Here is a 20,991-nt window from a genome sequence, read left to right on the forward strand (position 1 = left end):
ACTCAGATTAGAAAGGTAGAATGGAATGATTGCAACTATATCTGAAAACCCCTGGCTGATGGTGCTGGTCATATTCGTCATCAATATCATTTATGTCAGCTTTCTGACGATGCGGACAATCGCGACCCTGAAAGGCTACCGTTATACGGCAGCAAGCTTCAGCATCATGGAGACGTTGGTCTATGTCATCGGCCTTGGTCTCGTACTTGAGAACCTGGACCAATTCCAGAACGTCATCGCCTATGCCCTTGGTTTCGGGGCAGGGATCCTTGTTGGACTGAAGATTGAAGAGAAGCTGGCGCTCGGCTATTTGGTCGTAAATGTCATTACAGCTGAAAAGGATAAGGACTTGCCGACCAACATACGGGATTTGGGTTATGGGGTGACCCATGGCTATCAATATGGCCGCGACGGTCAGCGCACGACGATGCAGATATTGACACCGCGCAAATATGAACGGAAACTGATTGCGACCATCAAGGAACTCGATGAGAAGGCGTTCATCATCGCCTATGAACCGAAGAACATCAACGGTGGTTTCTGGACTAAAGGAGTCAGGCGCAAACGCCTGAAGAACTACGAACCTGAAAATGTAGAAGAAGTATTGGAAGAAATCTACGAAGAAAAGGAACTGGAAGATGACAGACATGCCAAAAAAGAAGAAGTTTAGAGTAGCGCGCGATGAATCACCGGCTGATTGCCTCGCGCGCATGCGGGAGGCGGGCTATACCCCCGTCCGCCGCATGGAGCAGCCAGTCTTCATCGAGCGGGTAGGCCGACGTGTGGTCGACCACCAGGAAATTGTATTTGAAGGAAAAAGGATTGAAGAATAGACGGATAAATCATTTTATCCGTCTATTTTTTCGAACGTTTTTAAAATATTAATATAAAACGTTCGTTTTCTGATATATTTTGTTATAATAAGATAGAAATAAATCTAAGGAGTGTTTATGTATGATCTCCCGTTATTCACGTGAAGAGATGTCAAATATCTGGACAGAAGAAAACCGTTTTGAGGCATGGCTCGAAGTTGAGATACTCGCTTCAGAAGCATGGGCGGAGCTCGGTTACATACCAAAGTCGGAAGTGCAGGAAATCAGAAAGAATGCAAAGATCGATGTGGAGCGCATCAAAGAAATAGAGATGGAAACACGCCATGATGTCGTCGCATTTACGCGGCAAGTATCTGAAACGCTTGGAGAGGAGCGCAAGTGGGTCCATTATGGCCTGACCTCGACGGATGTCGTCGACACAGCACAAAGCTACCTCATCAAGCAGGCGAATGAGATTATAGAAAAAGACCTTGAAGCCTTCATCGAAGTACTCGGGGAAAAGGCAAAAGCGCATAAGAAGACATTGATGATGGGACGTACCCACGGCGTCCATGCAGAACCGACGACATTCGGCATCAAAATGGCATTATGGTATATGGAAATGAAACGCAATCTCGAACGGTTCAAAAACGTCCGTAAAGAAGTGGAAGTCGGCAAAATGAGCGGGGCGGTGGGTACTTTCGCCAATATACCACCTGAAGTAGAAAGTTATGTATGTGAACACCTCGGACTCGGGGCAGCTGAAGTCTCCACACAGACACTGCAGCGCGACCGTCATGCCTACTATATTGCGACGCTTGGATTGATTGCGACATCCATCGAAAAGTTTGCAGTAGAGATACGTGGCTTGCAGAAGACGGAAACACGTGAAGTCGAAGAGGCATTCGCCAAAGGCCAAAAAGGTTCAAGCGCCATGCCGCACAAACGCAATCCGATCGGCAGCGAGAATGTGACTGGATTGTCCCGGGTGATCCGCGGCTACATCACGACCGCCTATGAGAACGTGCCGCTCTGGCATGAACGTGACATCTCCCACTCCTCTGCGGAACGCATCATGATGCCGGACGTCACCATCGCACTCGACTACATGCTCGGGCGTTTCACGAACATCGTCCGCAACTTGACTGTGTTTGAAGATAACATGAAAGCGAACATCGACAAGACCTTCGGCCTGGTCTACTCCCAGCGCGTCATGCTTACGCTGATCGATAAAGGGCTTGTGCGTGAAGAAGCGTATGATCTCGTGCAGCCGAAGGCGATGGAATCATGGGAGACGAAAGTGCCTTTCCGTGAACTTGTGGAAGGGGATGAACGCATCCAGGAATTGTTGTCACCAGAAGAAATCGAGGACTGCTTCGATGAAACGCATCACTTAAAACGCGTTGACATCATCTTCAAGAGGGCAGGTTTGGAATAAGTGTGCATTGGATGCCTGAAATATGATAATCTGAAACCAAAAGGGAACAAGGGAGCTTTTTGATGGGTAGATTATTGAAGTTCATGGTGCTGTTTCTGTTGGTTCTCCAAGCAGCCGCCTGCAGCAGAGGATTGGAAGAGGCTGAGACTCGACCGCACGAGACATTCGATCGGACCTATGAACCGGCTGAAATCGGTAGGCTTCAAGCAGTGCCGGATATAGAAGTGGTTGACGGCCTGACCTATGTCGACGGCATACTTATAGCCAACAAAGAATATGCCTTGCCAAAAGACTACAATCCTGGACTGCAGCCGGAAGTGGTCGAATCCTATAAGCAGATGTTCCGTGATGGGGCTGAGGAAGGACTTGATTTCATCCTGGTCAGCGGGTTCAGGTCCTACGATTATCAAGTCGGCCTGTACAATAGATATGTGGCAAGGGAAGGCAAGGAAGCGGCCGACCGCTACAGTGCCCGGCCGGGGCACTCGGAACATCAGACCGGCCTGACGATAGATGTGGGATCGGCGGAGAGCACTGCAAATCTGAAGACGGAATTCGGGGAGACGCCCGAATACGAATGGATGAAAGATGTGGCCCATGAGTACGGCTTCATCGTCCGCTACCCTGAAGGCAAAGAAGACATTACAGGGTATATGTACGAACCATGGCACCTGCGCTATGTCGGAGATGAAGCGGAAGCGATATACGAAAGCGGGCTGTCCCTTGAAGAATATCTTGGCATCGACTAGAATGACCTGGGCCCTTAGGCCCAGGCCTTTTTTTTATTCGCAGCTTCTGAAATCGTCCATATAGCAGGCCAGGAGGCCCGTAAAAATGCTATAATATGTATATGAATTTTGATGGGGGTTTTGTATATGATGGAAGAGTGCAGGCATGTATTTAAACTGGATCCGGCTGAAGAAATCGGGGATGAGGCACTGGCCCGCATCTGTGAATCCAATACAGACGCGATAATCATCGGCGGGACAGATAACATCACTGAAGACAACGTACTCAATCTTATGGCACGTGTCAGGCGGTTTGCAGTGCCACTGGCGCTTGAAGTCACCTCACCTGAGGCAGTCATACCGGGATTTGACCACTATTTCATTCCAGCGGTATTCAATACTTGGGACATCAAGTGGCAGCATGGCATCATGCTGGATGCATTGGCGGACTATGGGCATCTGCTCGATTATGATGAAGTCTCCCTGCTGCCGTACCTCATCATGAACCCCGACAGCAAAGCGTTCAAGAAAGCACAGGGCAGGGAAATTACGGATGAGATGTTGCCCCATTACATCAACATGCTGGATAAACTATATCAAGTACCCTACATATATATCGAGTACAGCGGCATGTACGGAGACCCTGAACTGATGAAGCGCGTGCGTGAACATACAACCCGTTCCCACATAATATATGGCGGCGGGATATCGACTAGGGGACAGGCAGAGGAAATGGCGGAGCATGCCGATACAATCGTCGTCGGCAACGTCATATACGATAGTGTGAAGAAAGCATTAAAGACAATCATAAAATAAATTGGAGTTTTGGATATGGATCTCAGCTTGATGAACAAGGAACAGAAAAAAGCAATAAAGACTACAGAGGGCCCGCTTCTGATCATGGCCGGGGCAGGAAGCGGCAAGACGCGCGTCCTGACGCACCGCATCACCTATCTGCTCGGCGAGAAGGAAGTGCCGTCACGCAACATCCTTGCGATCACTTTTACGAATAAGGCAGCGCGCGAAATGAAGGAGCGGGTGGCAGCCCTTGTCGGCGGTGGGGCGGCGAGCATGTGGATATCAACCTTCCACTCCATGTGTGTCCGCATACTAAGGAGCAACATCAACTACATCGGATATGAAAACAGCTTCTCGATCCTGGATCCGACAGATCAGAAATCGGTGATTAAAGATATCCTGAAGCGGCGCAATCTGGATGTCAAGCAGCACAACCCGAGAAACATCATCGGCTACATATCAGACAAGAAGAACCAACTCATCAAACCGGACCAGGCAATCAGTGAAGCGGCATCCTATCCGGATACCCTCTACAGTGAAATGTACAGCGACTATCAGCGCATCCTCTACCGCAACAGTGCACTTGATTTTGATGACCTGATAATGCTGACGATAGAACTATTCGATAAGGAACCGAAAGTGCTTGAACATTACCAGAATCGTTTCCAATATATACACGTGGATGAGTATCAGGATACAAACCACGCACAATACCGGCTCATCAGCCAACTGGCGGAAAAATACCGCAATATATGCGTCGTCGGCGATTCCGATCAGTCGATCTATAAATTCCGCGGGGCAGATATTTCAAACATCCTCAACTTTGAGGATGATTACCCGGAAGCGACCGTCATAACGCTCGAGCAGAACTACCGCTCAAGCAAGAACATACTGGATGCCGCGAACGCGGTCATAGAAAACAATACAGAACGAAAACCAAAGGCACTGCGTACCGCCAGGGACGGCGGGCCGAAACTGCAGCTCATGGTGTCGGATTCGGAGCGTGGTGAGGCGGAAACGATCATCGGCAACATCCAATCACTCTCCGGGGAGCATTCCTACAGCGATATGGCCGTGCTGTACCGGACCAACGCACAATCACGCGCCATAGAGGATGCCTTGGTCAAATCGAACATCCCCTACAAGATGGTGGGCGGGATGAAGTTCTACGATCGTAAGGAAATCAAAGATCTTATGAGTTATCTGAAGGTAATATTGAATCCGAATGATGATATCAGCTTCGAGCGTATCGTCAATACGCCAAAGCGTGGTCTTGGTCCGAAGACGATCGATAAGTTGAAGGCCCATGGCCAGAACACGGGCATCAGTATATTTGAAGCGATCAAGGAATCCGATTTCATCGGCATACCGAAGACAGCGGTCGTCAAACTCATGGGTCTTGTCGATCTGCTGGAAAGCCTGAAGCACAAATCACGGTTCCTGACGATTACGGAGCTTGTGGACGAAGTCTTAAAGCATAGTGGCTACAGGAAGATGCTCGAAGGGGAGAAGTCAATTGAGGCGACAAGCCGGCTTGAGAATCTTGAAGAGTTCAAGACGGTCACCATGGAGTTCGATCGGGACAATGAAATATCCGACGAATTGCTCTTTACTTTCCTGAGTGATATGGCGCTTGTATCGGATCAGGACAGCGTGGAGGATGACTCGGGTGTGACGCTTATGACGATGCACGCCTCAAAAGGTCTGGAATTCAAAGTCGTCTTCGTAGTCGGGCTGGAAGAAGGCATATTCCCATCAAGGCGGGTGGCCTATGATGATAGGGAACTCGAAGAGGAGCGGAGGCTTATGTATGTGGCATTGACCCGGGCCGAAGACCGGCTGTTCCTCTCACGCGCCAACAGCCGGATGATCTTCGGCAAGACGGAGTCGAATATCCAGAGCCGTTTCCTCTCTGAAATACCGGAGAGGCTTGTGGAGGGAAATGAAGCTGTTGGGGGTTCTGCTTCTGGTGGCATGAAGAAAAGAAGCGGGAAGCCTAAAAGGAGCCGCGTGCTCACAAACAACAGCGGCGTCACTTTTTCGATTGGGGATAAAGTGGAACATAAAAAATTCGGTGACGGCATCATCTCCGGCATCAAAGGTGAAGGGGATAGCCAGGAGCTTGACATCGTGTTTACGAAAGCGGGAGTCAAACGTCTGCTCGCCAACTTTGCACCGATAGAGAAGAAGGAGTAGGTTGATTCATGGAAGAAAAAATTAAAGCACTGCAGGATAAGCTCAACCGCTATAACTATGAATACCACGTTCTGGATGCCCCTTCTGTTCCGGACAGTGAATATGACAAACTGCTGCATGAGCTCATTGAACTTGAGACGGCGCATCCTGAATTCAAAACGGATACCTCACCGACGGTAAGGGTCGGCGGCGCCGTACTCGACCGTTTCAGGAAAGTCCAGCATGATACGCCAATGCTAAGCTTGGGCAATGCTTTCGATGAAGATAGCCTGCGCGCTTTCGATAAAAGGGTCAAGGAGGCTGTAGGGGGAGTCGAATATATGTGCGAACTGAAGATCGACGGCCTGGCCGTCTCCCTGAAGTATGAAAATGGCAGGTTCGTCCAGGGCGCAACGCGCGGAGACGGGACGGTCGGTGAGGATATCACGGCCAACCTCAAAACGATTCGTGCGATCCCCCTGGAACTGACGTCACCGTTATCCTTTGAAGTGCGCGGCGAAGCCTATATGCCCAAGCCAGCTTTTGAAAAATTGAATGAAGCACGTGAAGCGAAAGGAGAAGCCCTTTTCCAGAATCCAAGGAATGCGGCGGCCGGTTCATTGCGGCAGCTCGACCCGAAACTTGCAGGCAAACGGAATTTGTCGATTTTCCTCTATAGTGTAAATGATTTGAGTGGGCTTTCGGCAAAGACCCAGGATGAGGCGCTGAAGCGGCTCGATGAGGAAGGGTTCAAAACAAACCGCGAACGTCGCCTTGTCGATGATATCGAAGGGGTCCTCGATTATGTGGCGTACTGGTCGAACCGGCGCAATGATCTTGACTATGATATCGAAGGGGTCCTCGATTATGTGGCGTACTGGTCGAACCGGCGCAATGATCTTGACTATGATATAGACGGCATAGTGATTAAGGTCAACGCACTAAATGCACAGGAACAGCTTGGGTTCACCGCGAAATCACCGCGCTGGGCAATCGCCTATAAATTTCCTGCTGAAGAGGTCGTGACAGATCTACTCGACATCGAGCTGACCGTCGGCCGTACCGGTGCGATCACACCGACTGCGATCTTGAAGCCGGTGAAAGTGGCGGGGACGACCGTCGCCCGTGCCTCACTCCATAACCATGAACTCATCGAAGAGAAGGACATCCGGATCAACGATAAAGTGATCATAAGAAAGGCAGGGGACATCATCCCGGAAGTCGTGCGGCCGATACTGGAGGAACGTACAGACCAGGAAGTCTATAAAGCACCGACAGAATGTCCGGGGTGTGGCCATGAAACAGTCAAGCTGGAAGATGAGGTGGCGATCCGCTGCATCAACCCTGGGTGTCCGGCACAGCTTGTTGAAGGAATGATCCATTTTGTCTCCCGTACTGCCATGAATATCGACGGACTTGGAGAGAAGGTCGTCAAACAGCTGTTTGATGCCGGTTTGATCAATGATGTTGGAGATATCTATGCCCTCACCCGTGAAGACCTGCTTCCTCTAGAGCGCATGGGAGAGAAAAAGACTACGAATTTACTTGAAGCAATCGAAGCATCCAAATCCAATCCGCTCAGAAAGCTGCTCGTCGGACTTGGCATACGGTTTGTCGGGGCAAAGGCTTCAGAACTCATCGCACAGGAATTCGGTACGATGGATGAAATCATGGCACAGCCGAAAGAACGACTTGTCGAGGTTCCGGAAATCGGTGAAAAGATTGCAGATTCGATAGTGACCTATACCCATCATCCAGATTTTCAGGCGCTGGTCGATAAATTGAAGCACTACTCCGTGAATATGACGGAAGAAGTGCAGGAAGCAGCGGGCAATGCATTTGAAGGCATGACCTTCGTCCTGACCGGTAAACTCGAGCAGTTGACCCGGAACGAAGCCAAAGCACTCATTGAGGACGCTGGAGGCAAGGTGACAGGCAGCGTTTCCCAAAAAACGGATGTGGTTGTCGCCGGAGAAGAGGCGGGAAGCAAACTTGAAACAGCGCAATCGCTTGGTGTAAGCGTATGGGACGAAGCGGAATTTTTAGAGAAAACGGGGCGACAGTCATGAAGAAGAATCTTTTTGTCATTTTGGCCTTGTCGCTTATACTCACGGCATGTGGGAGTGAGGAAGAGGTTTCAGAGAATGAAAAGGAACGTAAATCAGAAGAAGTCAATACCGCCCCTGTCGAAAAACAGGAAGAAACTGTGACTGAAGGGGCTTCGGATACAGCCCATTACCGGACTGTAATTCCCTACGAGATATCTCCGACAAGAGGACTGACGAGTGCCAATATGCCATCTTCCTATGACATCGAAACATTTGAAAAGGGATTGTTCGAACTGAGCAAGGATGTTTTCCCGACAAAAGAATATGCATTCCGGGAAGGCCAGATATTTACAGAAGAAATGGTGAAGGGTTATCTCGGCCGACGCTATACGCAAGATGAGATAGCAGCGATGAGCGAGGAGGAGAAATCCCAGAATAATGCATTCAGCAATCTAGGGTTGAATCCCTCTGCAGAAGGCGAGACAGACCCGGAAGCCGTTGCACAAAACGCACCAATCTATCTATCCCACATATTGGAACAGAATTATATGAGTGGTGAGGGTGATGAACTGGCTCTAAACGGCATGACCATCGGGCTCGCAATGAACAGCGAATACCAATACCAGAAAGAAGAGCATGGGCAGGTCTTCACTGAAGAGTTGGATAAGGCGACCGTCCAGCAGCAGGGCGAAAAGATGGCTGCAGAAATACTTGAGAGGATCCGGGCGAATGAGGACTACAAGGATCTAGAAATCGTCTTTGCGATCTTCATACAATCAAAGGAAGATTCGATCACCCCTGGAAGTTTCGTATCCACAGGCACGGCGGCACCGGAGGAAGATAAAATAGGGGATTTCAAGGACGTCGATGAAAAACATATGCTGTTGCCTTCCAGTGAAGCCAGTGCCATCAGCGAAGAAGTCAACAGTGACTATAAAAACTTCAACCGCAAACTCGAGTCATATTTCGATAGTTTCACAACTTCCATCGGCGAAGGATACTTCAAAGATGGAAAGGTTGAACATATTTCCATCGAAATTCCACTCGACTATAGCAGCCGTGGAGAAGTGATCGGACTGACCCAATATGTAGGTACACTCGTAGAAGAGCATTTCAGGGATATAGAAGTGGAGATTTCGATTAAAGACAAGAATAAGTCATATGCACTGATTACAAAAAATGCAGAAAACACCGTAGAAGTCCATATATATGAATAAAAAAGATCCTCAGTCCAGAAAGGACTGAGGATCTTTAAAGATATATCCTGTTTATCTATTGTTTTTCAGGATGTCGGTCGTTTCGTCGAATTCGGCTTCCATTTCCTTCGTTATACCAGTACCTTTAGTCATTTTACTTACTATGACGGCGACAAGCGTAGATACGATGACGCCAGGTATGATTTCATAAAGACCTGTACCGAAAGTTCCTGCTGCAATCCAGATGATGACGGTTGCAGCCCCTGCAATGATGGAAGATACAGCGCCTGAACGCGTGAGACCTTTCCAATGGAGGGACAGGACGACTAGTGGCCCGAATGCAGCACCGAATCCGGCCCATGCGTTAGCTACGATGTTAAGGATTACGGATTCGTCATCCCATGCGATGATGATCGCTACGATAGCAACGAGGATGACGGATAGACGTCCCAGGAGGACGAAGTGCTGATCCAGCTCTTCTTTCGTCTTAGATTCGTTCGATAGCGTCTTCCTTCTCATTATCTTATAGAAGTCTTGGACAAGCGAGCTCGAAGTGACCAGCAGTTGGGACGAAATGGTGCTCATGATCGCCGCCAATATGGCTGCCAGGAAGAAACCACCGATAAGAGGGTGGAACAGCACTTGGCTCATCAGTATCAGGATGGTTTCGGGATCGGATACAGAGTTTGCGGTAGCGTCGGTGAACGCAATACCGAGCAGACCCGTTATAGTTGCTCCAAGTAGCGAGATGCCCATCCAGATGATGCCGATGCGGCGCGCCTTAGGCACTATTTTATGTGACTTGATGGACATGAAGCGCACAATGATGTGCGGTTGGCCAAAGTATCCAAAGCCCCAAGCGAGGTTGCTCAGGATGGTTATGAGTGAGACGCCACCGACAAATGACAAGTAGTTGATGTCAGCTGCGTTGCCGAGCTCCTCAATCTTGACAAATGGTTCGACACCCTGACCCGTCAAATTCAGCCAAGCGACGATCGGAATCAAAAATATTGCGATAAACATGATCGTCCCCTGGAAGAAGTCAGTCAGACTGACTGCCAGGTAGCCACCGAAGAATGTGTAGATGACTACAACACCGGCTGTAACGAACAATCCCCAGTGGTAGGGAACGTTGAAGGCGCTCTCGAAGAGTTTACCTCCCGATACCATTCCACTTGCGGTATAGACTGCAAAGAATATTACGATGACGACGCCTGAAACAATTTTCAGTATGTGCTGGTCGTCCTTAAAACGGTTCTCAAAAAAGTCCGGAAGTGTAATGGAATCATTGGACACTTCAGAATAGACGCGGAGCCGCGGTGCGACCACCCAATAGTTGATGTAGGCTCCTATAGTCAGACCGATGGCGATCCAGAGACTGGAAAGCCCGACGCTGTACATGCTGCCAGGCAGCCCCATCAGCATCCATCCGCTCATGTCGGATGCCCCTGCCGATAACGCAGTTACCCAAGGGCCGATATTACGGCCACCAAGCATGTAACCGCTAAGATCGGATGTCGATTGCTTGTATGCATAGAATCCGATAATGATGAGGATCAGAAAGTAAAGACCCATCATTATGTACTCCTGCAATCCAGCTGTAAACGTGAATTGTGCTGAATTCAGTATCATATTTTATCTCCTCCCCTTTGATACGATACAAAACCTAAAACGCCATTGCAAACCGTTTTCATGGATTTGCAACTAGAATCGAGGCAAAAACCTTGACGCTATAGGCCTGTAGCAAGTATAAAATTACACAGTTTTATTATACTACAAAGAAGATTCATTAAAAGGAAAATTTAGAAAATAAAGAAAACTAATTTACACTTTTAGGGTCAAATCACCATAAATGTTGATTGAATGGATTTCTATAATGATTTTTGTTAAAATTTAAATGTTGTTTATAAAGAAATGGAGGGAACATAATGTCCGAAATAAATGTGGATACAGTAAAACACGTTGCGAATCTCGCACGTATCGAAATGCAGGATGAAAAAGCTGCAGAAGCCCTCACGGAGGAATTGAGTAAAATTGTCGACTATGCCCATCTTCTTGATGAAGTGGACCTGAGTTCGGCAGAACCGATGTTCCACGCTTTGGACTTGACGAATATATTGCGCGAAGACGTTGCAGGAGAGCCTTTGTCCCAGGAAGAAGCGATGCGCAACGCAAAATCAGTTGAAGATGGCCAATTCAAAGTGCCAAAAATGTTGTAAGGAGGGCTAAAGTGAATATACATGAATTAACGGTTGAAGAACTGTATGAAAAAATCCAGGCCAAGGAAATCAAACCTTCTGAAGTTGTGAAGGCATTGTTTGAGAGGATCGAAGCTTCCGATGACACAATCGGCTCTTTTTTATTTGTAAACAAAGAAGCGGCAATAGAGCAAGCTGAGAAACTGGATCAGCTGCAGCAGGAAGATAAGATGACTGGAGCACTTTTTGGGGTGCCGATGGGCATCAAAGACAATATCTGTACAAAGGATATACTGACCACATGTGCAAGCCGCATGCTTGAAGACTTCAACCCGGTCTATGATGCGACAGTTATGGAAAAGTTGAATGAGGATAATGCCGTACTTATGGGCAAACAGAATATGGATGAGTTCGCGATGGGGGGTTCCACCGAGAATTCCTACTTCAAAATTACGCGCAACCCGTGGGACCAAAAGGCAGTGCCTGGCGGCTCATCAGGCGGTTCGGCCGCTGCTGTGGCAGCAGGTTTCGTACCATTCTCCCTAGGGTCTGATACGGGTGGTTCTGTCAGGCAGCCAGCTGCATTCTGTGGCGTCGTCGGCATGAAGCCAACCTACGGACGGGTGTCTCGTTACGGCCTGGTAGCGTTTGCCTCTTCACTCGATCAGATTGGCCCCATCACAAGAAATGTGCGCGACAATGCAAAGATACTGGAGCATATTTCAGGCTCCCATACAAAAGATGCGACGAGTGTGCCGAATATGGATAATGATTTCCTTGGAGGTATAGACAAGGATATCAGCGGCATGAAGATAGCAGTACCTAAGGAATTCATGGAGAGTGTCGATTCCGAGGTTTCAGATTCTGTGAAGAAAGCGGTGGAGACGTTCAAATCCATGGGTGCGACTGTTGAAGAAGTTTCCATTCCGCATACGAAATATGTAGTCAGTGCATACTACCTTATTGCTTCAAGTGAAGCGAGTTCAAACCTGGCACGTTTTGATGGTATCCGCTATGGCTACAAGGCTGAAGGTGCCGAAACGTTGGAAGAGCACTATAAGAAAACCCGTGCAGAAGGCTTCGGAGATGAAGTCAAAAGACGCATCCTGCTCGGTACATTCGTATTGAGCTCCGGCCATTATGATCAGCACTATATCCGTGCACAAAAACTAAGAAGCATCATAGAAGATGAGATGAAGGGCGTATTCAAAGAATATGATCTGATCATCGGACCTACAACACCGACGGCAGCCTATGACCTCGGGGAGAAGGCAGATAATCAGCTGAAGATGTATAAAGATGACATCTTGACTGTCCCCGCCAACCTTACAGGAATGCCTGCCCTGTCGATTCCATCTGGTCTCGCCAGCTCCGGCCGTCCTCTCGGCCTGCAGCTCATCGGAGATCATTTTGATGAAAAGAAAATATATAATGCAGCATATAAATTCGAGACGCAGTACAATCTCCATGAAGAATTGAAGCAGCTGCAGATGGAGGTGCAATAATGCATTTTGAAACAGTCATCGGACTTGAAGTCCACGTAGAGCTCAAAACGAATACGAAGATGTTCTCAGATGCACCAGCGCATTTTGGCGCTGAACCCAACACCAACTTGAGCGTCATCGACCTGGCCTATCCAGGCACGCTGCCTGTGCCGAACAAGCAGGCTGTTGATTTCGGCATGAAAGCAGCGATGGCACTCAATATGGATATTGCGGACGTCACAAAATTCGACCGGAAGAACTATTTTTATCCGGACAATCCGAAAGCTTATCAGATTTCCCAGTTCGACAAGCCAATTGGCGAAAATGGTTGGATAGATATAGAAGTCGGCGGGGAAACCCGGCGTATCGGCATCACGCGTCTCCACCTGGAGGAAGATGCCGGCAAGTCGACCCATAGAGACGACCATTCCCTGGTAGACCTCAACCGTCAAGGGACGCCGCTCGTCGAAATCGTTTCCGAGCCGGACATCAGGACGCCGGAAGAAGCTTATGCCTATCTTGAAAAACTGAAGGCCATCATCCAATATACAGGAGTTTCCGACTGCAAAATGGAAGAAGGATCGCTCAGATGTGATGCCAACCTCTCGCTTCGGCCATACGGACAGGAAGCGTTCGGCACCAAGACAGAGCTCAAGAACCTGAACTCCTTCAGCTTTGTCAGAAAAGGGCTGGAATTTGAAGAGAAACGCCAAGAAAAGGTTTTGATGAAAGGCGGAGAAATCGCCCAAGAGACGCGTCGTTTTGATGAGAAGACAGGTGAGACCCTGCTTATGCGCGTAAAAGAAGGCTCAGATGACTATAGATACTTCCCTGAACCCGATCTGGTGCAGATCCGCATCGATCAGGAGTGGAAAGATGAAATCAAGGCGCAGATTCCACTTCTGCCGGACGCACTTAAAGAGAAGTACGTTGAAGAATATGGCCTGCCGGCATACGATGCACATGTACTCACTCTGAAAAAAGAGACATCGGACTTCTTTAATGCAATGGTGGAAACCCATGGGTCGGATGTCAAACAGGCATCCAATTGGCTGATGGGAGGCGTCAACGAATACCTCAACAAACAGCAGATGGAATTGTCCGAGACAAAACTGACTCCTGAAAATCTATCGGGTATGATCAAATTGATTGAAGAGGGCACCATTTCAAGTAAACAGGCTAAAAAAGTATTTAATGTGCTTGTCGAAAACGGTGGAGAGGCCAGGAAAGTCGTTAAAGACCTTGGCATGGAACAGATCTCAGACCCTAAAATACTTGGTGATATGGTGACCGCTGTACTCGATCAGAATCCACAATCGATAGAAGATTATAAGAACGGCAAGGACCGGGCAACCGGTTTCCTGATCGGCCAGATCATGAAACAGTCAAAAGGACAGGCGAACCCGCAGAAGGTCAATGAGATACTTCTTGAAGAAATCAATAAGAGATAACAATCGACAGCGCTCGAGTGGCCGATCCACTCGGGCGTTTTTTGACTGTGATCCCCTACAAAATGGATGCCTTTGATTCGTCTATGCATTATAGGGACCATATATGGTATTCTGATATATATATTAAAAATTTAGTCATTAGATTGATGAGTAATGACTGGTATTATGAATGACATATTTGGGAATGATCATAAATGGATAAAAACAATGATTATATTAAAATAACAGAACATTATGTGGAGGCTTCACTCCGGATACTCAACTATTTGAAGTCGAGTGTCAAAGAAATCCATCACATCGGTTCGACGAGCGACGTGTATATGGACATGGCTGGTGACATTGATGTGCTCGTCCTGCTGAAGAATGGGAAAGGATATGCGTTGGCTGAGGCAATTGCAGAAGAAGGCTTCACGCCCGTAAGCGACCTTCCTGAAATTTTTTCTGAAGAAGTCGTACTTGAACATGAACATGGGGATCACAAGGTGAAATTTATCCTGATGCATCACACATCCGATAAGAAAGGTGCGATCCTTCATTGCAAGAAGGCGATTGGGGAGAATGAGAAGCATAGAAGGCGATTCAGGCAATTGAAGACAGCATTGAGCAATCAGGAAATCACTGGCGCAGAATATGAACAGGAGAAAGCGCTGCTTTTTGATGACATACTGAATGAACAAGAGGAATTGGATAATGTATAGGATGGTATTCATCGGCAACTGCATCCTGATCCTACTGATGATCCTCGTATCCACGACCGGTAATATCGGGCTCACACGGGTGCTGCAGGTCATCGTTTTCATACTCAGCGTCTATCTATTTTATGGCTACACTAAAAGCAGCAGTGGGAGGAGAAAATGAAAACAGCCAGAATCATATATAACCCGACCTCAGGCAGGGAAATATTCAAAAAATCATTGTCTGAAGTCCTGGAACGGTTCGAAGTCAATGGCTACATAACAAGTACGCATGCCACAACACAAGCTGGAGATGCGACTCTCGCAGCGCGAAAAGCATGTGAAATGAATTTTGACCTCATTATTGCCGCAGGGGGTGACGGGACTGTCAATGAAGTGGTGAACGGTATGGCTGAATTCGATCAGCGTCCGGCACTTGGTATCATCCCCATGGGTACAGTCAACGACTTCGCCAATGCACTCCATATCCCTGCAGATCTGATGGAAGCTGTGGATACCATCATCCATGGACGGGGGGCACGCATCGATATAGGACTGATGAACAGCAAATACTTCATCAATATCGCAGGCGGCGGTAAAATCACTGAAGTGTCCTACGAGGCGCCAAGTAAATTGAAGGCCATCATCGGACCGCTTGCCTATTATGTAAAGGGGATTGAGATGCTACCTCAGATCAGAAGCAGTAACGTCAGAATCGAATATGATGACAATGTATTCGAAGGCAAAGTCATGCTGTTCCTTTTAGGATTGACGAATTCAATCGGCGGATTCGATAAACTTGTTGCTGATGCCAAGTTGAATGACGGGAAATTCACCCTCATCATAGTCGAGGAGGCAAGCCTGACTGAGATCGGGCACATCATGACGCTTGCGACGAGGGGGGAGCACCTCAAGCATCCTAAAGTACATCTGTTCAAAGCTGAGGAAATCGACATTTCCTCATTTGAGGAAGTGCAGCTCAATCTGGACGGTGAATTTGGAGGGATTTTACCCGCGCATTTCACCAATTTGAAGCAACATCTTGAAATCATGGTGCCTGAAGCATTCTATATGGAAAACATCGCAGAAACTGAATGAGTCTCCTCTCTTGGGGTTTTAAAAGTTGATAAAAGGTAATGGATACCTCAAGTGCATCATTGATATGTGCATCCACTAAAAGAAGGGGGCCCACCCTATGTTCGGCTTAACAGATCTTATAGCCCTCGTAATATCAGGCTTCATCATACTTCCGGTAGTAGTGGCCTTAAGAGAACTGGGGTACGTTTTTGCTGGTTTCCTATTCGGAGCCAAAAACAGCAGGTTAACTCTGGGGTCCGGTCCCCGGCTTTTTAAGGTTGGCATACTGGACGTACGGAAACACTATCATCTCTACAGCTGGTTTTCGTACGATGAATTGAAGAACCAGAGCCGGGTAGCCTATGTGCTGGTCTACGCCAGCCCAATTCTTGTCAATGTCGTGATAGGGCTGACGATCAACGCATTACTTGCAAATGGCTATTTGGCAGAACAGGCGACTTTCTGGAACCGGTTCATCTTTTATATATTCTATTTCATCCTGTTCGATACAGTGCCCATGAAGACAATCAACGGCATGCCAAACAACGGTATGCTGATATATGAGATGCTCAGGTTCGGTAAACGGACGGATCACAATAAAGAACCATTCATCCCTTCGACATCCATAGTCGAAAATGAATACCAGGAAGAGATGCAGCAGTTGGAAGAAGAAGTGGAGAAGGCAGAAGAAATGCAAGAACAGGCAGAAGAGGAAAAACGGAAGGAAGAGAAGAAGAAAGCTGAGTGCTTGGCACTCAGCTTTCTTTATTTGCCTTACTCATCGTATTCGGGATCCCTGTGGGAAGGATAGAGGCTTAGGCCGCCATCTGCCACTATCGTCTGGCCGGTGATATATACAGATTGCTCGGACGCCATGAAGGCGGCGATGTTGGAAATGTGTTCAGGTTCACCGACATAGCCCATCGGCACAAAGTCATCGGCACCCTCCTTTTCTTCAGGCGTCGAGAAGAACTCTTCATTTATGGGCGTGTTGATGCTGCCCGGGGCGATATTATTGATTCTGATGCCGAGCCGTGAATATTCAAGCGCCAACGATTGCGTAAGCAACTTGACACCACCTTTACTCGCTGTATAATGCGCAAAATGGGGCCACGGAATAATTTCGTGTACGCTTGATATATTGATGATCGTTCCTTTTTTTCCTGTGTCGAGGAAATGTTTCAATACCTCACGCGAACCGATGAATGTGCCGCGCAGATTGGTGTTGATGACCTTATCGAATTCATCGACCGACAATTCATGGCTTTTAACATCTTTTTGGATGCCGGCGTTATTGACAAGTACATCAATGCCGCCGAATTTTTTGATGCTTTCATCGATCAGATCGATGATATCCTGTTCTTCTGTGACATCGCATTGCATTGTTGCAACGCGTGCTCCGTCATTGCCGTTCAGTGATTCCACCAACTTTTGGGATGCTTCGCTGCCACTATGGTAGCTGAACATGACATTCATTCCTTCTTCGTGGTACCTTTTTACGATTGATTTGCCGATGCCGCTCGAACCGCCTGTCACCACTGCAGTCTTTCCTGCCAAATCTTTATACATGCATGCATTCCTCCCGATGATTTACTTTATCGTTTACTTAATATGTATACCCAAAATTGCGCCCTCCAAGCCTAAGCGCAGATGATTTGATATAATGACAGCAATAAGATTTGAAGAGGTGTCCGATGAAACTTACAATTTTTGCAACGAGTGATGTGCATGGCGCGATATATCCGCACGATTACTTTAACGACACATATAAGTCGAAGAGTCTGCTGCATCTGAAATCTTTTATGGATGCGCACCGTTTGAAGCATCCGGATGATATCGTAATGACTGTCGATAATGGGGACTTCCTCCAAGGGGATGTATGGAATGATTATGACTACCGACATAGTGATGACCCGCTCCTCGCGATTGAAGTGATGAATGACATATATGATGTAATTGGCCTTGGCAACCATGAATTCAATTTCGGCCTCGATTACCTTCTTAAAGCATATCGCCAGGTCGAAGCTGAGATCGTCAATGCAAATGTCGACTTCCATCAGCACGCACTCGGTGATATTATAAAAAGATATGTCATCGTAGACAAACAGACGCCACAAGGATTGCTTAGGGTCGGCTTTTTGAATGTGGTGCCCACCCAGATCATGAAATGGGACGCATTCCACCTTGAGGGTAGGGTGGAAGTCGAGGATATGAACCGGACGGTAAGGCATACTGCCAGAGAAATGAAGGAAGCGGGCGCCGATATCGTCATTCTGATGTCCCATTCCGGCATGAGCAAGGATCCTGACCATATCAGGCTCTATGGTGAAAACCAGACATTCCTCATGACCATGGTGGAAGATGTGGACGGCATCATTTTCGGGCACACCCACGAATTCTTTCCAGACCGAAACTTCGAAGCGCGGATTGATGCGATTGATTTCAAGCGTGGTGCCGTCAACGGGAAACCGATGGTGCAGCCGGGTGTTTCAGCGAGCCACCTGGGATGCATTGAGTTCGATTTGGGGGTAGATGATGATGGGGCGTGGGAAATCAAGAATTCGAGGGCACATCTGATTGAATCCGAAAGCCTCACTCCAACTAGGGAGACGTTATCAAAATATGAAGATTCCCATAGGAAGGTACTGGATTATCTTTCCGAACCGATTGGCCATATAGATGAAACGTGGCATACCTATTTCTCCCGCATCATTCCTTCCAAAGCAGTCCAAGCCGTAGCGGAAGCCAGCAAGGCATACGCCGAAACGCTCATCAGTCGCAGCGACCTGGAACGATTACCGGTGCTTGGATTCAATGCTGTCACGAAAGCCGGCAGGGATGGACCGCATGACTTCACAGTCTTGGCGGAAGGGGAACTTACCCTCAGTGCAGCGATTGACCTTTATAAACACACAAACTCGATGGTCATCATCAAGATAGATGGGGGAATTCTCAAAGAATGGCTGGAATGGAGCGCCTCCCAGTTCAATCAGGTAGATGAAAATGAAGATCTACTGAAAGCCAATAGTTCCAAAAACGGTTTTCCAAGCTATAACTTCGATACATTCTTCGATCTGGAGTATACATTCGACATCTCGCGCCCGGCGCGCTACAGTGGAACGGCGAAAAAAATCAGTGACAGCGAACGTGTCACTGAAATGAAATACCAAGGCAAGGACATCCAACCGGGGGATTCTTTCATTGTTCCGGCAAACAACTACAGGGTAGCCTATACCCCCTTCCTAAGAGATGCTGAAGTACTCCATGAATCACAAAGGACTGTACGGGATATCGTCATCGAATATATGATGACAAATCCATATTTTGATCATAAGAAACCAATGACCATCATCCCGGGTGGCACATATATGTTCAAGACCGCCACACGTGCAAAAGCATATATAGATGAACAAGCAGTCAGGCATGTCGAAGAACTTGGCAACGGGTTCAGTTGGTATGAAATTGACTTAAAGGAGGATAAGTATGGCACAAGTGACAAAGAATGAACGATTCACCGGAACGGTCGAAGACTATACACACGAAGGCATGGGTGTGGTGAAGGTAGAAGGATATCCAATCTTCATCCCGGATGTGCTGAAAGGTGAGGAGATAGATTTTAAAGTGGTGAAGGCCAACCGTAAATTCGGTTTCGGCAAGACACTTGAGGTCAAAGAGGCGTCAAACAACCGCATCAACCCGCCATGTCCCTATTACTTCCAATGTGGCGGATGCCAGATACAGACACTCGATTATCTCGAGCAGCAGCGTTTTAAGACAAGTACCGTCGACAAGACAATCAACCGCATGGGAAAACTGAACCTCGATATAGAATCCATCATAGGGGCCGAGACCCCATTCAATTACCGCAACAAGTCACAGATACCCGTGCAGTTCAATGACGGCAAAGTTGAAATGGGGTTCTACCGTCCGCGGAGCCATGACATCATTGATATAGATGACTGCCTCATCCAAAAGGGCATCCATAATGAACTGATGGTATCCATCAGGGATGAATTCAACAAAGCAAGGATATCAGTCTATGATGAGGCATTGCACCAAGGCCTGGTCCGGCATGTCATCATCCGCTCAAACCACGACGACAGCGAAGTGCAGGTAGCCTTCGTCACGAACGGCAAGAAAAACCTCTTCGAGCCGGTCATTGAAGCAATCACAAAACAATTCCCGATGGTGACAAGCATCGTCCAGAATATCAATGATGAGAAGACGAACGTCATTTTTGGAGATGAAACCATCACGTTGTACGGCAATGCGTATATCACTGACACCCTGCTTGGTAAACAATTCCGCATCAAAGCGAAATCCTTCTATCAGGTGAACCATGCACAGACGGAGAGGCTTTATCAAAAAGCAATCGAGCTGGCTGACCTGGAAGGTGACGAAACGATCATCGACACATATTGCGGCATAGGAACGATCGGTTTGTGTGCAACAGACAGCGCCAAAAAGATCATCGGCATCGAAAGTGTGGAGTCGGCTGTGCTTGACGCAAGGGAAAACGCAGTATTGAATGGTGTGGATAATGCAGAATACCACTTGGGCAAATCAGAAGAGGTCATGAAGCAGCTTGTCGACCAAGGCGTCGAACCTGACGTCGTCTTCGTCGATCCACCAAGAAAGGGCTGCCATCCAGAATTTCTGGAAGCCTTGATAGAAGTGGCGCCGGAAAAGATTGTATATGTATCATGCAATCCAAGTACCCTCCAGCGGGATTTGAACTATTTGACGGAGCATGGCTATAGAGCCGGGCGGGTTACACCGGTCGATATGTTCCCTCAGACGAATCATGTGGAAGCGGTAGTGCGCCTGGAATTGAAATAGATTTGCCCCCCACCTCCTATGAGACATGAATTTCTGAGCAAAGGGTAAAAGGTAATATGATTTCAAGGAGGTG

At 47.8% G+C, this 20,991-nt stretch carries 19 protein-coding genes; 17 read left to right on the forward strand and 2 right to left on the reverse strand.

Features of this window, described 5'->3' with window-relative positions; translation table 11 throughout:
- The first annotated feature begins 25 nt into the window (after positions 1 to 25).
- From ABD734_RS00340 to ABD734_RS00375, 8 genes are all read left to right on the forward strand, one after another.
- Entirely contained in the window at positions 26 to 670 is a 645-nt protein-coding gene (locus ABD734_RS00340) for a DUF2179 domain-containing protein (RefSeq protein WP_425568258.1), read from the forward strand.
- Positions 648 to 833, forward strand: a complete 186-nt coding sequence (locus ABD734_RS00345; RefSeq protein ID WP_425568259.1) for an NETI motif-containing protein — start codon at positions 648 to 650, stop codon at positions 831 to 833. Before ABD734_RS00340 ends, ABD734_RS00345 begins: the two co-directional genes overlap by 23 nt.
- A 121-nt stretch (positions 834 to 954) precedes the next feature.
- The gene (purB, locus tag ABD734_RS00350; RefSeq protein ID WP_344700631.1) at positions 955 to 2,250 is read left to right on the forward strand and encodes an adenylosuccinate lyase; all 1,296 of its coding nucleotides are present in this window, start codon (positions 955 to 957) and stop codon (positions 2,248 to 2,250) included.
- Between the two features lie 62 nt (positions 2,251 to 2,312).
- Positions 2,313 to 2,999 carry a M15 family metallopeptidase gene (locus ABD734_RS00355; protein ID WP_344700632.1) on the forward strand — a complete coding sequence of 229 codons (687 nt, stop codon included), beginning with the start codon at positions 2,313 to 2,315 and terminating at the stop codon, positions 2,997 to 2,999.
- A 120-nt stretch (positions 3,000 to 3,119) separates the two neighbouring features.
- On the forward strand, positions 3,120 to 3,794 hold the full coding sequence (gene pcrB, locus ABD734_RS00360) for a heptaprenylglyceryl phosphate synthase (RefSeq protein WP_344700633.1): 675 nt from the start codon (positions 3,120 to 3,122) through the stop codon (positions 3,792 to 3,794).
- 9 nt (positions 3,795 to 3,803) lie between these two features.
- Entirely contained in the window at positions 3,804 to 5,972 is a 2,169-nt protein-coding gene (gene pcrA / locus ABD734_RS00365) for a DNA helicase PcrA (RefSeq protein ID WP_464761462.1), read from the forward strand.
- A gap of 8 nt (positions 5,973 to 5,980) precedes the next feature.
- Positions 5,981 to 8,020, forward strand: a complete 2,040-nt coding sequence (ligA, locus tag ABD734_RS00370; protein ID WP_344700635.1) for an NAD-dependent DNA ligase LigA — start codon at positions 5,981 to 5,983, stop codon at positions 8,018 to 8,020.
- Positions 8,017 to 9,216: a CamS family sex pheromone protein gene (locus ABD734_RS00375; RefSeq protein WP_344700636.1), complete on the forward strand. Its 1,200-nt coding sequence runs from the start codon at positions 8,017 to 8,019 to the stop codon at positions 9,214 to 9,216. Before ligA ends, ABD734_RS00375 begins: the two co-directional genes overlap by 4 nt.
- Positions 9,217 to 9,267: 51 nt before the next feature.
- Here the strand turns inward: ABD734_RS00375 and putP are convergent, their stop codons facing one another.
- The gene (putP, locus tag ABD734_RS00380; protein WP_344700637.1) at positions 9,268 to 10,827 is read right to left on the reverse strand and encodes a sodium/proline symporter PutP; all 1,560 of its coding nucleotides are present in this window, start codon (positions 10,825 to 10,827) and stop codon (positions 9,268 to 9,270) included.
- A gap of 296 nt (positions 10,828 to 11,123) precedes the next feature.
- Here putP and gatC point away from each other — a divergent pair, with 296 nt between their 5' ends.
- From gatC to ABD734_RS00415, 7 genes are all read left to right on the forward strand, one after another.
- Positions 11,124 to 11,414, forward strand: a complete 291-nt coding sequence (gene gatC, locus ABD734_RS00385; RefSeq protein ID WP_344700638.1) for an Asp-tRNA(Asn)/Glu-tRNA(Gln) amidotransferase subunit GatC — start codon at positions 11,124 to 11,126, stop codon at positions 11,412 to 11,414.
- A gap of 11 nt (positions 11,415 to 11,425) precedes the next feature.
- Entirely contained in the window at positions 11,426 to 12,898 is a 1,473-nt protein-coding gene (gene gatA, locus ABD734_RS00390; RefSeq protein WP_344700639.1) for an Asp-tRNA(Asn)/Glu-tRNA(Gln) amidotransferase subunit GatA, read from the forward strand.
- Positions 12,898 to 14,328 carry an Asp-tRNA(Asn)/Glu-tRNA(Gln) amidotransferase subunit GatB gene (gene gatB, locus ABD734_RS00395; RefSeq protein WP_344700640.1) on the forward strand — a complete coding sequence of 477 codons (1,431 nt, stop codon included), beginning with the start codon at positions 12,898 to 12,900 and terminating at the stop codon, positions 14,326 to 14,328. The genes gatA and gatB overlap by 1 nt, the downstream gene beginning before the upstream one ends.
- Positions 14,329 to 14,522: 194 nt before the next feature.
- Positions 14,523 to 15,026, forward strand: a complete 504-nt coding sequence (locus ABD734_RS00400) for a GrpB family protein (RefSeq protein WP_344700641.1) — start codon at positions 14,523 to 14,525, stop codon at positions 15,024 to 15,026.
- Positions 15,019 to 15,186 carry a hypothetical protein gene (locus tag ABD734_RS00405; RefSeq protein WP_344700642.1) on the forward strand — a complete coding sequence of 56 codons (168 nt, stop codon included), beginning with the start codon at positions 15,019 to 15,021 and terminating at the stop codon, positions 15,184 to 15,186. Before ABD734_RS00400 ends, ABD734_RS00405 begins: the two co-directional genes overlap by 8 nt.
- Entirely contained in the window at positions 15,183 to 16,100 is a 918-nt protein-coding gene (locus ABD734_RS00410; RefSeq protein WP_344700643.1) for a diacylglycerol kinase, read from the forward strand. The genes ABD734_RS00405 and ABD734_RS00410 overlap by 4 nt, the downstream gene beginning before the upstream one ends.
- Positions 16,101 to 16,197: 97 nt before the next feature.
- Positions 16,198 to 16,890, forward strand: coding sequence for a hypothetical protein (locus ABD734_RS00415; RefSeq protein ID WP_344700644.1), 693 nt, complete (start codon positions 16,198 to 16,200; stop codon positions 16,888 to 16,890).
- Here ABD734_RS00415 and ABD734_RS00420 read toward each other — a convergent pair.
- Entirely contained in the window at positions 16,854 to 17,648 is a 795-nt protein-coding gene (locus tag ABD734_RS00420) for a glucose 1-dehydrogenase (RefSeq protein ID WP_344700645.1), read from the reverse strand. The two genes, ABD734_RS00415 and ABD734_RS00420, sit on opposite strands and share 37 nt — an antisense overlap.
- 125 nt (positions 17,649 to 17,773) lie before the next feature.
- Between ABD734_RS00420 and ABD734_RS00425 the strand changes: the two genes are divergently transcribed.
- Positions 17,774 to 19,585 (forward strand): 5'-nucleotidase C-terminal domain-containing protein, encoded by a 1,812-nt coding sequence (locus ABD734_RS00425; RefSeq protein WP_344700646.1) that lies wholly within the window; start codon positions 17,774 to 17,776, stop codon positions 19,583 to 19,585.
- Positions 19,563 to 20,918, forward strand: coding sequence for a 23S rRNA (uracil(1939)-C(5))-methyltransferase RlmD (gene rlmD / locus ABD734_RS00430; RefSeq protein WP_344700647.1), 1,356 nt, complete (start codon positions 19,563 to 19,565; stop codon positions 20,916 to 20,918). Before ABD734_RS00425 ends, rlmD begins: the two co-directional genes overlap by 23 nt.
- Positions 20,919 to 20,991 lie beyond the last annotated feature (73 nt).

The organism is Salinicoccus jeotgali, assembly GCF_039538805.1.
In the GTDB taxonomy this organism is placed as follows: Bacteria; Bacillota; Bacilli; order Staphylococcales; family Salinicoccaceae; genus Salinicoccus; species Salinicoccus jeotgali.

Coding starts and splice junctions, on each gene's coding strand:
- ABD734_RS00420 (WP_344700645.1), bottom strand. CDS start 17,648: ATGTATAAAGATTTGGCAGGAAAGACTGCAGTGGTGACAGGCGGTTCG.
- purB (WP_344700631.1), top strand. CDS start 955: ATGATCTCCCGTTATTCACGTGAAGAGATGTCAAATATCTGGACAGAA.
- ABD734_RS00425 (WP_344700646.1), top strand. CDS start 17,774: ATGAAACTTACAATTTTTGCAACGAGTGATGTGCATGGCGCGATATAT.
- ABD734_RS00345 (WP_425568259.1), top strand. CDS start 648: ATGCCAAAAAAGAAGAAGTTTAGAGTAGCGCGCGATGAATCACCGGCT.
- gatC (WP_344700638.1), top strand. CDS start 11,124: ATGTCCGAAATAAATGTGGATACAGTAAAACACGTTGCGAATCTCGCA.
- ABD734_RS00405 (WP_344700642.1), top strand. CDS start 15,019: ATGTATAGGATGGTATTCATCGGCAACTGCATCCTGATCCTACTGATG.
- ABD734_RS00340 (WP_425568258.1), top strand. CDS start 26: ATGATTGCAACTATATCTGAAAACCCCTGGCTGATGGTGCTGGTCATA.
- ABD734_RS00375 (WP_344700636.1), top strand. CDS start 8,017: ATGAAGAAGAATCTTTTTGTCATTTTGGCCTTGTCGCTTATACTCACG.
- ABD734_RS00355 (WP_344700632.1), top strand. CDS start 2,313: ATGGGTAGATTATTGAAGTTCATGGTGCTGTTTCTGTTGGTTCTCCAA.
- putP (WP_344700637.1), bottom strand. CDS start 10,827: ATGATACTGAATTCAGCACAATTCACGTTTACAGCTGGATTGCAGGAG.
- ABD734_RS00415 (WP_344700644.1), top strand. CDS start 16,198: ATGTTCGGCTTAACAGATCTTATAGCCCTCGTAATATCAGGCTTCATC.
- rlmD (WP_344700647.1), top strand. CDS start 19,563: ATGGCACAAGTGACAAAGAATGAACGATTCACCGGAACGGTCGAAGAC.
- ABD734_RS00410 (WP_344700643.1), top strand. CDS start 15,183: ATGAAAACAGCCAGAATCATATATAACCCGACCTCAGGCAGGGAAATA.
- ABD734_RS00400 (WP_344700641.1), top strand. CDS start 14,523: ATGGATAAAAACAATGATTATATTAAAATAACAGAACATTATGTGGAG.
- ligA (WP_344700635.1), top strand. CDS start 5,981: ATGGAAGAAAAAATTAAAGCACTGCAGGATAAGCTCAACCGCTATAAC.
- gatB (WP_344700640.1), top strand. CDS start 12,898: ATGCATTTTGAAACAGTCATCGGACTTGAAGTCCACGTAGAGCTCAAA.